This window comes from Peribacillus sp. NJ4 (genome assembly GCF_030348345.1).
Taxonomy (GTDB): domain Bacteria; phylum Bacillota; class Bacilli; order Bacillales; family DSM-1321; genus Peribacillus.
In genome coordinates this window covers 1,488,324-1,500,953 of the sequence record NZ_JAUCFQ010000001.1, presented here as the reverse complement: position 1 = coordinate 1,500,953, position 12,630 = coordinate 1,488,324, and the positions used below count along the sequence as shown (strand labels likewise).

The window sequence follows — 12,630 nt, the reverse complement described above, 5'->3', positions numbered from 1 at the left end:
TAAAAAAACTGCCGGCCATCCAGGCGACAGTCTCTGTAGTTTTCATGTATAAAACTTTCCGCAAAACACACCATAAATAAGTGAAGGGCAGGCGAGAACCACCTGGGAACCCCTTGAATCCATATTTAAGATAGGAGAGGTATTATATGCCGCTTTCCCATGAACATCAAATGTCACTATTAAAAGATATATTAACCAATCATCAAACAGATTGCTGCGGATCCGTTTCTGAATGTGAACAGGTTGAAAGGCTCGTCAAATCCTTAATGGTCAATACTGATATTGACAGCAATGTAAAAACGATACTGACGGAGATTTACGAATATAGCCAGACAGGCATCGGTACCGCCGATTTAGAAGCACATATTTCAACCCACCAGAACGACTTGTCCCAGTGGGTGGATGATATAGATCAATTCTGATCAGCCAACCATCATTAACGCTTCAAGTTTTTGCAGTAATTCATTTCTTTCCTCGTACCGCTTTCTACGATGATGCCATTGGATGGAAAGCACTAGTTGTGAAACCGTGTGCCATTTCATCCTCATCTCCAGGCCTGCGTCAAGCTTCTTGCCGTAACGGGCAAGCCATTGATTCCATTCTTCCCTTGGGACATATGAATACAGGAGTACGCCCAGGTCAATGGCCGGATCGCCAATGACCGCTCCGTCCCAATCAATTAGGAACAATCCGTCGGTTTCGGTCATGAGCCAATTATTATGGTTCACATCACAATGACAGACGACTTTTTCGTCGCATTCAATCAACAGGAGATTATTCTGTAAAAAATGGATGGCCTGCTTGATAATCGGAATATCCGTAACATCCGAAGATAACCCGGTTTCTATGTCTGTAAGTATACTTTCAGGTCGTAAAGGGGATTTCCCAAGCCTTTTGAGCATGCTTAACAAAGGATCGGATTGATGAATTTTTTGAAGCAGCTTTGCGACTCTTATATTGTTCATTTCCTGCTGAGATAGCTCCCTGCCTTCCATCCAATGCTGGGCCGTAATTACATCCCCATTTTCCAGGCGTTTTGTCCACATTAACTTTGGAACAATGCCCTCAGCTGAAAGAACAGCTAAAAATGGCGATGAATTTCGTTTAAGGAAGAGCTTCTGCCCCTCTTTCTCGGCAATAAAGGCTTCTCCCGTAGCTCCTCCAGCAGGGGATATATCCCACTCCTGACCTAATAAATGTTCCAACTGGTTCACCTTCGATTTCCTCGCTTAATCATACAAATGTGGGTACGTTCACCTAGTGTATGTATTACCACTACTTTGAGTCCATGTTTAATAAAAAATCCGCCTGCCGGCGAAGCTGCATTTATACTTGCATCGGGATGATACCCGCAATTAAAAACATCCTCATTTTAGAGAAATAAAAAAATAGCTATTGAGCAATTAAACAATAGCCATAAATTAAATTTTAGTTGAAAAACGGTTTCTTCGTCAAGTACTATAAAACGATTATACGCATAAAACAAAAACAAATAAATCATTTCATATTTTTGTTTGGAATATCATCCTTGAACATGACGCGAATTTTCTCTTTCAGAACCACTGCAGCTACTTCACCCATTCCAACAACTTCCCCATCAGACTGGATTTTCACTGACCCGTGGTTCTTCATTTTTATCCTTTCACCAGAAAAAGAATCAACATTTTTAATGTGTAGGTGACCGCCCCATAAAACGGTGATGAATACGGTCAATAATTTCAACATTGTAATATCATGGACCGCAATCACATTCAACCTGCCATCATCCAGCTTTGACATCGGTGAAATTTTCATGCCACCGCCAAAGTAGGGCTGGTTAGCAATGACGATGAACCATACCTTTTTCAAAAGATGCCGATTTCCATCAATGAACAATTCCATACAGCTGGGCTGGTAAGAAAATATTTTTTTTATAAAAATGAACAGATAAATTAATTTACCCGCTCTGACAAAATTAAACCATTTTTTCAGAGGCGAACGGTCTGCTTCAGCTGAAATTTCAGCATCAATGCCCATTCCCAGGCTGTTAATAAAATAACCAACCTTACCATTCGTCTCGAACTGTCCAATATCAACGGCACTAAAGGAGTTATCCTGAAATAGAGAAAGCGCTTCTTCCACACTCTCAGTTTTTTGAATGCCCCTTACATAATCATTGCCAGATCCAGCCGCAAGGGAACCGATGATTGCATGAGGAAAACCAATCGCGCCATTTATCATTTCATTGACCGTTCCATCTCCCCCAACAGCGATCATCCGGGTTCCCTGATTCGTCCCTGATAGAATTTCCTTCGTCAATCTTAGCGCATGACCCTTTTCCTCCGTAAAAAACACCTTATGGGGAACAGCTTTTGAATTCAGTATTTCCTCGGCTTTTTTCCAAACCTTCAAACTCACTTCATTTCCTGCCATTGGATTGACAATGAAATACAGCGTATCATCAAGGTTTTGCATGCTCATTTTCCTCTGTTTGGTTATATTCAGCATCCCATTCAGGTCGCATGCTCGATGTAGTTTGACAATATTCAAGCAATGCCTGCGCCCCCTTTAGCTGCTGTGCCTTAAGAGGAGATGATATTGCCCGCATCCTTTCAAACCATTCCGGGAAGGTCCGTTTATCCAATATCGTAATATCATAAGGAGCTTCGGGATAATCCACATAACCATTCCGGGAAAGAATCACCTTTTTAATCGGTACGTTCACTTCATAAAGCTCAAATACCCGGGAGACTATGTTCGCCATCCGATTTGCGCCCAGCATGGGGTTGAGCACTTTTTTATCAGGATGCTTATGATGCATGCGGACCCAGAACCGGTCACCCGAACCGATGAAAGCAGCGTTTTCTTCCGCTTCCAGAAAAGTGATGCACCAAGCATCAACAGGGGTCAATAAAATGACATCGACTTCAACAGGTGCATTTTTCAATAGAAAGATAGGTTTATATAATACGAGAAACGTATCCGGAAAACGTTGCAGAAAAAAGCGGAGCCTTTCATCCAAAAAGAATGATTGGTCCACAAATGACTTTTCATGAAGCGTAGAACTTCCCCATTTCATTTGAAAGCGGAGCAATTGATTTAAAAAATTCTGCTTCAATTCATCCAGACTGGCCGGACGGAACGGAAATCTTAATGAAAAAACATTAGTATTTTCAATCTGGTTCGGTATGAGCAGCTCATCTGCCTTTGCGTCCTGTTTTCCTGTCCGGTGGAATATGCCTTTCACCTTTTTAAACATGCCCTTTGACTCTTCCCGAGGCGTATCAAATTTGACCTGTGTTTCCCTTTCAGCATGTTCACTATAGAGCCGATCTAGCTCGCCCGCTTCATAGGCAGCCTTCAATTTATCCCATTGCTGTTTTTTCAACCGGGCAAATTGTGTTGGATAACGATAAATATCCTGCTCATACCGGGAAATATAATCCTGCATCTTTATGAGCTGTGCCATTCGACCACCACCATCTCTCTCTATTTTTGGAGGTTTATCGCAAAAATCTTCTCATATGAAGGAGAAGCTCCAAGATGTGTTTGATATAACGCAACCTGGTCTGCTTCAAAATGCTTATCCTCCAAATCCGCTATCTGCCGGACGCTCTCCAACGAAAAGGGACTTTCCCCCTCGAATTTCCTTGCTAGCGTTATATGAGGCTTAAACGGCTTTTTATCAAGTTCAAAACCTGCCCCGGCACAAGAATTATAGATTTTCCTTTGAATGGTAAAAAGCCTTTCTTGCTGCTTGACACCTGCCCATAGAATCCTTGGACTATCACTCTTGCCGAAACCGCCGATATCGCCGAGTTCCAAACCGAATGAGGCCTCATTGGCAAGCTCGCTTTCCACACGCCCCAAAGCATCCTTTTTCAATGTATCGGGAGCATTGCCCAAAAAAGCCATCGTAATATGATAATCGGCTGGATGCAGCCATTTCTTAAATGGAAAGTCTAACTTAAGTTGTTCCGTAACAGCATTTAAATAGGACTTGATATCATCAGGTAATACTAAAGCAAAGAAAAAATGAGTATTCATGGTCAAATACATTCCTTCCTATTTTCCCTTTAATTTTACCATATTTCAATTGTATATACCTTTTCATGGACATCCTTATAAATATTCCCTCCATCAAAAACACTGGTATATTCCCAGTCTTCCATCCTGTGAACGAAGCTATGGCGGATTATTGATACATGCGCAAGGACGGTTTATCACGCGTTAGGACGGATTAAAAAACTGCACCCCGATTGTTAGATGTTGTCTAACGATCGGGGTGCAGTTCAATATTGGTCTTTTTCTGCCGTTTAGCTGAACAGCGTTTCGTAAAGCAGGAACAAGTTCAGTCCGATGATAAGTACGGCAATAAGCCAAGCAATGCTTGAAGTGATTTTATGATTGACCAGGTTCCCCATGGTTTTCTTATTGCTTGTAAACATGATCAATGGCACTAAGGCAAATGCGATGCCAAACGAGAGTACTACTTGGCTCATCACAAGTGCTTTAGAAGGATTCACTCCCCATAATATTATCAGCAGAGGCGGAACGGTCGTAATGATCCTTCTCAAATAAATCGGTATATGTCTCTTAATGAATCCCTGCATGACCACATCACCTGTCATTACACCGACTGATGAGCTGGATAAACCGGCAATTAATAATCCTATTCCAAAGAACATCGCGACTGATGGTCCAAGCATGGCACCGAATTGTTGATAGGCAATCTCCAAATCCCCTACAAGCATTCCATTCTTATGAAATAGGGCAGCTGAAACAATGACCATGGCGGCATTGATTCCGCCTGCGATCAACATGGCGATGACAATATCAATTAGTTCAAAACGAAAAATCCTTTTTCTTTCCAAATCGTTTTTACCGACAATTCGCTTTTGAGTTAAAGAGGAATGAAGGTAAATCGCATGTGGCATAACGGTAGCTCCAAGCATACCCGCCGATAGTAATATACTGTCCACTCCCTCGAATTTTGGAGTGAAGAGTCCTAAAACAATGGCTGAAGTATCAGGTTTTGCATAAAAAACTTGAGCACCAAAGGCAATCACCACAACAAATATCATGACCGTGATCAAGGCTTCGAATGTTCGAAAACCTCTGCGCTGGATTTCCAAAATGGCAAAAGAACCAATCGCTGCAATGATCGCCGATGTAATAAGCGGTAAGTCAAATAGCAAATAAATTCCTAGTGCCGCTCCTATGAATTCAGCTAAGTCGGTTGCCATTATAACGGCTTCGGCCTGAATCCATAATAAGAAAGATGTCTTTTTCGAAAATCTCTCCCTGCATAACTCAGGAAGGTTCTTTCCCGTGGCTATCCCCAATTTAGCTGATAGTGATTGAATTAGCACAGCCATTAAATTGGATGCGAAGATAACCCATAATAACGTATAGCCATATTTAGATCCGGCTGTGATATTGGTAGCATAATTCCCTGGATCAATATAGGCCACAGCTGCTATGAAGGCCGGCCCTAGATAGGGCAGCAGTTTTTTGATTCCTCTCGAAGAAGAATGATGCAACACATCGGACATATCTATTTCTACTCCTTTTTACACGCAACTCAAATTGTTGCAACAGGTAAACTTTTTAAGTTAATAGCAAGTATATTCCTGGATCTTGAAAATGTCAAAAAGAAAAATCGGGAAGTTCAAACTGAATTAAACTGCATAAGGAGGGTGTGAACGAAGGCATGTAAAAAGGGATCCGGACATGATTCATCTCACTTTAGACTTGAAGTCAAGGCAATGAAAATGTCTGGACATGCAAGATTCATTCCGAGTAATTGCTGAAGAATAAAAACCCCTTGCCGATTGCGGCAAAGGGGACTTTTATCGATCTATTTAAGGGAACCGCATTGCTTCTCGATTTCCTCGGAAAACAGTTTTTGCAGTCTTTGGGTTATCGGACCGGGTTCCCCGGCTGCAATCGAATGGCCATCAATATTAATAATTGGAGTCACTTCGACGCTTGTGCTCGTATAAAGGACTTCATCTGCTGCCATCATGTCCTCGACCGTGAAGGCTTCTTCGACATAGGGAATTCCATGATCTGTGCAAAGTTTCAGCATCACCTGACGGGTGATTCCATTCAGGATCAAGTTGGTGGCCGGATGCGTTTTAAGTAGCCCATCCACCACGATTGAAACATTGGACGAACTTCCCTCCGTCACCGTACCATCACGATGCTGGATCGCTTCATCACAGCCAGCTTCGACCGCTTGCTGTTTAGCCATTATATTACCCAGTAGATTTAAACTTTTGATATTACAGCGAAGCCAGCGTATATCGTCGGTCGTAACGGCCTTGACCCCTGGCTTCATTTTTCCTGTATAAGGAATTTCCTTGGTATAGGCAACAAAGACCGGTTCCACCTCTGTAGTTGGAAAAGAGTGTGTACGCGGCGATGCTCCCCTTGTCAGCTGCATATAGACGATGCCGTCCTTCAGTTGATCTTCAGTGATCAGCTCTTTCATGCGGGCTTTGATTTCCGCTACAGTATAGGGAACTTTCATCTGAATCAACTTCGCACTGTCCATCAGCCGGTTCAGATGCATGTCCCCCGCAAATAATTCGCCATTATAAACCCGGATGACTTCATAGACGCCATCGCCGAATTGATATCCCCGGTCTTCAATATCTACCTTTACTTCGGACCTGCTTTTAAGGTCGCCGTTGAAAATGATTTTTCCCATGTCTTTCTCCCTCTTTGCCTCTTATTTAGCCAATTCATGAATGGCACGTGCATAAATGGACGTAGCCTTAAGCATATCTTCAATATCAATATATTCATCTTTCTGATGCGCAATATCTTCGCTGCCAGGGAAAAGCGGACCGAATGCAACGCCTTCCTTCAATGAACGGGCGTAGGTGCCGCCGCCAATGGAAAGGAGTTCAGCTTTCTCACCTGTTTCCGCTTCATAAACTTGCTGCAACGTCTTAATCAAGAAGCTTTCGCTGTCCACATAATGCGGAGTGGAATGCGAATTGGTCTTCACTTTCAAATTATATGCCGCTAACCTATCTTCCAATGCCGCCTTTTCCTCTTCCCACTCAAACGTCACCGGATAACGCATACTGAAACCAATCGAGCTGTCCCCTTGTTTTGAATAATTGAAAACGCCTGCATTGATCGTCAATTCACCTGTTTGCTCATCCGAATATGCAACGCCTAAATTATTTCCACGGGAATCTTCAAACAAGCGATCCTTGATGAAAGTGAAGTAAGCTTTAGCATGGGGATCCAGAGTAAGATCAGCTAGAAATACGGCTAAATGCAGACCTGCATTAATGCCATTTTTCGGTTCCATCGCGTGTGCCGAAACACCATTCATTTCTAGAAGCACTTGATTTTTTTGTGGAACGGCTTGGCCCTTCAATGAGTATTTTTGCAAATAATCCTGATAGTTTGCCACCACTTCAGCAGGGTTAGCCGCTTCCACAATCGCCGTAGCAAAATCCGGTACCATATTCGTCCTTCTACCTGAAGAAAATTCCATGACATTCACGTTTGAGTTCGTACCATTTCCTGCATCGGCAGGGTGTATAACCGAGAAATCCCAGATTCCCTTTTCCGCACTGATGATCGGGAAGTCAGCATCTGGCGCGAAGCCCATCGAAGGCATTTCCTCCACTTCAAAGTACCGGTCAACGCAGCGCCAGTTCGATTCTTCATCCGTTCCAATGATCATCCTCACACGTTTGTTCAAAGGTTTCCCTAGCTCCCGGACCAGCTTCATTGCATGATAGGCTGCCATCGTCGGCCCTTTATCATCGATTGCCCCACGAGCATATATGCGGCCATTACGGATTTCAGCACCAAACGGATCCGAACTCCATCCATCTCCTTCGGGTACCACGTCGACATGGCATAATATCCCGATTAACTCCTCGCCTTCACCCATTTCAATATGGCCAGCGACATTATCGACATTTTTCACGGTAAAACCGTCTTTTTCGGCTAATTGAAGCATGTAATCAAGGGCTTCCTTTACCCCTTTACCGAGTGGGGCCTCCTCTGTCGGATGTTCTTCATCCAGTACACTTTTTATTTTCAGTAAGTTTTGTGTGTCCAGTAATAAGTCCATTTTCCGTTTTTCAACTTCTTCTCGCCAATTCAATTCACTCATAATACGACAACTCCTCTTGTATATATTTTTCATTTTATCACTTTTACTATCTGATTCGCCAAGCGTAGCTACCTTTTTCTTCTTATTCCCGTATTATTGCTAAGGTCAAACTACCGATAAAATTCCTTACATAAATAAAAAAACACCCCCTTTTAATTAAAAGAGGGTATTTTCAATAGGCTATCTTCATCCATCGACTCTGTTACTTTTCGGTTCAGTCTTGGGATGTATAACGCTAAAAACAAGGAACGTCCTAAACTGAACGCCAGGAATGCAAGCCATAATCCATGATTGCCAAGGTGCGGGACTGCCATGAATTGGACACATAAAAAGGCCAATAGTGCAAGGAGCATCGAGTTCCTTACAGGAACGGCTTCAGTCGCACCGGTAAACACTCCATAGAAAATGAGTCCGATAAAGGCAGTAAAAGGGAATAGGACAATCCAAAGTCCGTATTCATGGGCCAGGTCGATGACGCCTGGAATATTCGTGAAAAGGAGAATGACCTTATCGCTAAATAAATAGTATGATCCGGCAAGTATGAACGAAGCATACAAGCCCCACTGCGCCGAAAGTGAGAGCGTTTTTTTATAAAGGTGTATATCTCTCGAACCAATGGCCCTCCCAATCAGGAGACTCGACGCGTTCGCGAAGCCATCAAAGCAATAGGCCATCAGGTAATGGATTTGAATGAGTACGGCATTGGCCGCCAGTGTCTCTGTCCCGAAAGTGGCTCCTTTGGCCGTAAAAAGATTGAAAACCGTAATCAGGCAAATGGTCCTGATGAATAAATCCCTGTTGACCACCATCATTTTTTTCAGGGAAGCATGATCGAACCCCTCCCGGAACGAAAAAGCATCCGGTATGATGACCGCTTTCCGAATCACCAACAAGCCCAGGAAAAAAGCGGCAATCTCTGATATCAATGAAGCGGCAGCAACCCCTGATACGGACCATGAAAAGCCATTTACAAAAACGAGGCACAAAATAATATTGATCACGTTCATGAAAACTTGTATGAACAATGATGTTTTTATCCTGGATTTCCCGATTAACCACCCTAAGATGACATAGTTCAATAATGCAAAAGGTGCACCCCATATCCGGATGCTGAAGTAATCGGCGGCAAAGGAGGAAACATCCGATTCCGGACCGATTGCACCTAGGGAAACATTCAATATGGGTTTTTGGATCACGATAAAAAGAAGACCGATGATTGCTGCTATGAAAAAAGGACGAATCAAGGCCATCAGGCTCTGCTTGTCATCCCTTGCCCCCTCAGCTTGTGCAGCGAAGGCAGATGTACTGACCCGAAGAAATCCAAAAAGCCAATACATCGTATTAAAGATAATGGTTCCGACAGCTACCCCACCTATATAAGCGGGATCACTCAACTTTCCAACCACAGCCGTATCAACCGCACCGAGCAATGGTGTACTCATCGTCGAAATCGTAAGCGGAATGGCCAAGGAAAGATACATTCTGTTATTCATAAATGGATGACCTCCTTTTTCATGTCTGAAAAGTTCAAAAAACTTTGCATTAAAAGTACAACTTGTTAGGCTATTTTTGATATTGACAATCTACGGAATCAAAATTTGAATATTTAAAGATTGATAGTGCCTTCAAATTGTAGCGGTTATTTAAATATATCAACTTTCCGGCAAAATTTCAGATATACATCTACTTTTCATCCAGCAAGAAAAGCAAAAACATTCGCAAGCGGGAAAACAAAATGCTTGACGGATTGATGATGGAGTAATAGTATTGCTCGTTGATAAAATAACTTTTGAACTATGCTTGAACATATATTCATCGTTATATCAACTAAACAGGAGTGATCATGATGGGAAGATTGACAAATAAAGTAGCCATTATCACTGGCGGAGCATCTGGTATGGGAAGAGAAATGGTCGACCTATTCACAACAGAAGGAGCACAAGTCATTGCTGCTGATATCAATGAAAAAGCTGTAGCTGCTGTGAACGAATTGGATAACGTCCATGGTACTGTCCTTGATGTATCTTCAGATGAAAGCTGGAAAAAGGTGACGGATGAAGTCATCGCTAAATTTGGCAAAATCGACATTTTGGTTAACAATGCCGGTATCTCGACAGAAAAAGGAATTAACGATACGACATTGGCCGATTGGCAGCTAATGTTAAGCATTAATGGATTTGGACCATTCCTTGGAATGAAACATGTTGTTCCTTACATGGTTAAAGAAGGTAAAGGAGCTGTTGTGAACATTTCTTCCTTTACTGCTCAAATCGGAATGGGCTTAAACTCTTATTCAGCTTCTAAAGGTGCCGTTCGTGCTATTTCCAAGGCTGCCGCAACTCAATATGGCCGCATGGGCGTCCGTGTTAATGCCGTATTCCCTGGTATCATCGAAACACCAATGACACAGAAATTAGAAGAGTCAAAAGAGTTAGTGAACCAAATGATCAAGGCAACTCCATTACAGCGTTTGGGGCAGCCGGCGGATATTGCAAATGCCGTGCTTTATCTAGCATCCGATGACGCTTCATACGTTACTGGTGCCGAGCTCGTCATCGACGGCGGATACTCTGCTCAATAATAAAAGGTGGAAATGGAAAATCCCGTTTCTGAAATCCAGAAACGGGATTTTCTGATAACATCGAAATTTGGCGGTTACGTTAACACACCAATGAAATAGCCAAAAGTCGTAAATACCAAGCACCAGCTGAAAGCACCAGCACCTGCAAATATAAAGTACTTTCGTTTCCCCATTCCGTTCATTCCGGATATGTAACTGGCGAAGTGGCGAACTCCTGGGATGAAATAGGCAATGATAATGGTCCATGGGCCATATTTATTGAACCATTTCTCCAGTTTTTCCAACCTCGCGGGAGTCATTTTGATCCATTTACCATGCTTTCTCAAAAAAGGCTTACCCACCTTTTTCCCGATGAAATAACTGACAAGCATCCCGGATATCGATCCAAGGAAACTGACTAGGAATGCCCCTTGGACATTCAAAACGGAAATGGATGACAAATAGCCGACAAAAGTCATCATGAACTCATCAGGTACCGGCAAGCCAATAATTCCAATGGCCAACAGTCCATATATCGCAAAATAACCATAGTTTGAGATTAAATCTTTTACTATATCCATCTATAGTACTCCATCTCAGCACCCTTTTTTAAAGTAATCCAATTTCTATGCGGGCCTGGGTAAAGTGATTACTTCTTTTTAATAGGATAACCTAAATTAACCCAAATGAGTGGATTTTCATAAAAAAAGAAAAAAAAAGAAGAATGAACACGTTTTTTGTTGAAAGGTTTGTATGGCAATGGCAGTCAACGTTTCCCCCTTTCCGTGATGAATGACGGCAACAAAAGCGGACCCGATGACCGAGTCCGCTTCCTCTTATTTCACAATTTTTATTTCCTTGATCGGCCAATACACTAGATTCGCCTTGCCGACAATTTCATCGACGGAAATCGTGCCGATTTCACGGCTATCCAAACTATTTTGGCGATTATCCCCCATAAGGAACAGCTGGTCATCCGGAACTGTCATACTGCCTGTAATATCTTCGAGCTTGAAGGATTCAGTCAGCGGCACTCCTGCCATCTGGTTCTTATATTTGTCCAAGTATGGTTCTTCATAAGCTTTCCCATTAATATAAAGCGTATCATCTTTATATTCAATATGGTCACCTGGAAGACCGATAACCCTTTTTATATAATCTTTATCTGCCGTTGCATGAAAAACGACAATATCAAACCGGTCGATACTATCAATTTTCGTTCCAAACTTGGTAAGAACAATCCGTTCGTGGTCTTGCAGGGTCGGCATCATTGACTCACCGTCCACGACAATCGGTGCAAAAATATACGTTCGAATTAAAAAAGCTAGAATGACTGCAATCAATATCGCTTTTATCCATGAAAAAACTTCTTTTCTATTTTCCAATCGAAGTCCCTCTCTCTGTTTTTTATTCATGCAATTATATCATAATCCCTTCATGATCACGTCATACAAATACCCACATTTTGCACATAATCAATTACTTCCATTTTTCATACTGGATCTCGATGCTTTCCAACTCTATTTCCCTGCGCTGCAACTTTGGAGGACAAATCGCATTATATGTACGGACTTTCTCATTTATATCGTCAATTCGTTTGATTAATTCCGATTCAGGTCCATTCATTTTTTTCAATCGAACCACTTCGGATAGCTCTTCCCGAATTTCTTTTTGCCATTTTATCCAAAGCGGAAGATAACCGGCATCCTTGGCCTTCGTCAAGAAGTTGTCATAGATATTTCCCGATAGCACCGACTCCGGAAGCGGTTTTCCAAAGCCAGGATTATTCTTCAGTCCGCCGTCCTTTTCATAATCCTTAAAAATCTGATCCATCCAGTTTACATGCCCCTGTTCTTTGCCCATAAACAATCTCCCTTCAGATCACTTATCATTACATCTATTTACAATTATAACATTTTTATCTATACCCACTCCACCCTTG

The 12,630-nt window shown here is 42.3% G+C and carries 13 protein-coding genes; 2 read left to right on the top strand and 11 right to left on the bottom strand.

Annotated elements, in window-relative coordinates:
* The first annotated feature begins 146 nt into the window (after positions 1-146).
* On the top strand, positions 147-422 hold the full coding sequence (locus tag QUF94_RS07570; protein ID WP_289315314.1) for a YtzH-like family protein: 276 nt from the start codon (positions 147-149) through the stop codon (positions 420-422).
* Here the strand turns inward: QUF94_RS07570 and QUF94_RS07565 are convergent, their stop codons facing one another.
* From QUF94_RS07565 to QUF94_RS07530, 8 genes are all read right to left on the bottom strand, one after another.
* The gene (locus QUF94_RS07565; protein WP_289315313.1) at positions 423-1,205 is read right to left on the bottom strand and encodes a phosphotransferase family protein; all 783 of its coding nucleotides are present in this window, start codon (positions 1,203-1,205) and stop codon (positions 423-425) included.
* Between the two features lie 292 nt (positions 1,206-1,497).
* Positions 1,498-2,529 carry a diacylglycerol/lipid kinase family protein gene (locus tag QUF94_RS07560; RefSeq protein WP_289315312.1) on the bottom strand — a complete coding sequence of 344 codons (1,032 nt, stop codon included), beginning with the start codon at positions 2,527-2,529 and terminating at the stop codon, positions 1,498-1,500.
* On the bottom strand, positions 2,441-3,448 hold the full coding sequence (locus QUF94_RS07555; protein ID WP_289315311.1) for an NERD domain-containing protein: 1,008 nt from the start codon (positions 3,446-3,448) through the stop codon (positions 2,441-2,443). The genes QUF94_RS07560 and QUF94_RS07555 overlap by 89 nt, the downstream gene beginning before the upstream one ends.
* 20 nt (positions 3,449-3,468) lie before the next feature.
* Positions 3,469-4,026 (bottom strand): RNA 2',3'-cyclic phosphodiesterase, encoded by a 558-nt coding sequence (gene thpR, locus QUF94_RS07550; protein WP_289318313.1) that lies wholly within the window; start codon positions 4,024-4,026, stop codon positions 3,469-3,471.
* 269 nt (positions 4,027-4,295) lie between these two features.
* Positions 4,296-5,534 (bottom strand): Nramp family divalent metal transporter, encoded by a 1,239-nt coding sequence (locus QUF94_RS07545; RefSeq protein ID WP_353957741.1) that lies wholly within the window; start codon positions 5,532-5,534, stop codon positions 4,296-4,298.
* A gap of 305 nt (positions 5,535-5,839) precedes the next feature.
* Positions 5,840-6,694, bottom strand: coding sequence for a D-amino-acid transaminase (dat, locus tag QUF94_RS07540; protein ID WP_289315310.1), 855 nt, complete (start codon positions 6,692-6,694; stop codon positions 5,840-5,842).
* 21 nt (positions 6,695-6,715) lie between these two features.
* Positions 6,716-8,128 (bottom strand): dipeptidase PepV, encoded by a 1,413-nt coding sequence (pepV, locus tag QUF94_RS07535; RefSeq protein WP_289315309.1) that lies wholly within the window; start codon positions 8,126-8,128, stop codon positions 6,716-6,718.
* 152 nt (positions 8,129-8,280) lie between these two features.
* Positions 8,281-9,621 carry an MATE family efflux transporter gene (locus QUF94_RS07530; RefSeq protein WP_289315308.1) on the bottom strand — a complete coding sequence of 447 codons (1,341 nt, stop codon included), beginning with the start codon at positions 9,619-9,621 and terminating at the stop codon, positions 8,281-8,283.
* Between the two features lie 353 nt (positions 9,622-9,974).
* Between QUF94_RS07530 and QUF94_RS07525 the strand changes: the two genes are divergently transcribed.
* Positions 9,975-10,709: an SDR family NAD(P)-dependent oxidoreductase gene (locus QUF94_RS07525; protein WP_289315307.1), complete on the top strand. Its 735-nt coding sequence runs from the start codon at positions 9,975-9,977 to the stop codon at positions 10,707-10,709.
* A 74-nt stretch (positions 10,710-10,783) separates the two neighbouring features.
* Here QUF94_RS07525 and QUF94_RS07520 read toward each other — a convergent pair whose 3' ends face one another.
* From QUF94_RS07520 to QUF94_RS07510, 3 genes are all read right to left on the bottom strand, one after another.
* Positions 10,784-11,269, bottom strand: coding sequence for a DedA family protein (locus tag QUF94_RS07520; protein ID WP_034309313.1), 486 nt, complete (start codon positions 11,267-11,269; stop codon positions 10,784-10,786).
* 255 nt (positions 11,270-11,524) lie between these two features.
* The gene (lepB, locus tag QUF94_RS07515; RefSeq protein ID WP_289315306.1) at positions 11,525-12,103 is read right to left on the bottom strand and encodes a signal peptidase I; all 579 of its coding nucleotides are present in this window, start codon (positions 12,101-12,103) and stop codon (positions 11,525-11,527) included.
* 64 nt (positions 12,104-12,167) lie between these two features.
* Positions 12,168-12,551, bottom strand: coding sequence for a DnaJ family domain-containing protein (locus QUF94_RS07510; protein WP_289315305.1), 384 nt, complete (start codon positions 12,549-12,551; stop codon positions 12,168-12,170).
* Between the last annotated feature and the right edge of the window lie 79 nt (positions 12,552-12,630).

Excerpts from the sequence above, each read along its gene's own strand:
- dat (WP_289315310.1), bottom strand. The coding sequence starts at position 6,694 with ATGGGAAAAATCATTTTCAACGGCGACCTTAAAAGCAGGTCCGAAGTA.
- QUF94_RS07545 (WP_353957741.1), bottom strand. The coding sequence starts at position 5,534 with ATGTCCGATGTGTTGCATCATTCTTCTTCGAGAGGAATCAAAAAACTG.
- QUF94_RS07570 (WP_289315314.1), top strand. The coding sequence starts at position 147 with ATGCCGCTTTCCCATGAACATCAAATGTCACTATTAAAAGATATATTA.
- QUF94_RS07530 (WP_289315308.1), bottom strand. The coding sequence starts at position 9,621 with ATGAATAACAGAATGTATCTTTCCTTGGCCATTCCGCTTACGATTTCG.
- pepV (WP_289315309.1), bottom strand. The coding sequence starts at position 8,128 with ATGAGTGAATTGAATTGGCGAGAAGAAGTTGAAAAACGGAAAATGGAC.
- QUF94_RS07510 (WP_289315305.1), bottom strand. The coding sequence starts at position 12,551 with ATGGGCAAAGAACAGGGGCATGTAAACTGGATGGATCAGATTTTTAAG.
- lepB (WP_289315306.1), bottom strand. The coding sequence starts at position 12,103 with ATGAATAAAAAACAGAGAGAGGGACTTCGATTGGAAAATAGAAAAGAA.
- QUF94_RS07520 (WP_034309313.1), bottom strand. The coding sequence starts at position 11,269 with ATGGATATAGTAAAAGATTTAATCTCAAACTATGGTTATTTTGCGATA.
- QUF94_RS07525 (WP_289315307.1), top strand. The coding sequence starts at position 9,975 with ATGGGAAGATTGACAAATAAAGTAGCCATTATCACTGGCGGAGCATCT.
- thpR (WP_289318313.1), bottom strand. The coding sequence starts at position 4,026 with ATGAATACTCATTTTTTCTTTGCTTTAGTATTACCTGATGATATCAAG.
- QUF94_RS07555 (WP_289315311.1), bottom strand. The coding sequence starts at position 3,448 with ATGGCACAGCTCATAAAGATGCAGGATTATATTTCCCGGTATGAGCAG.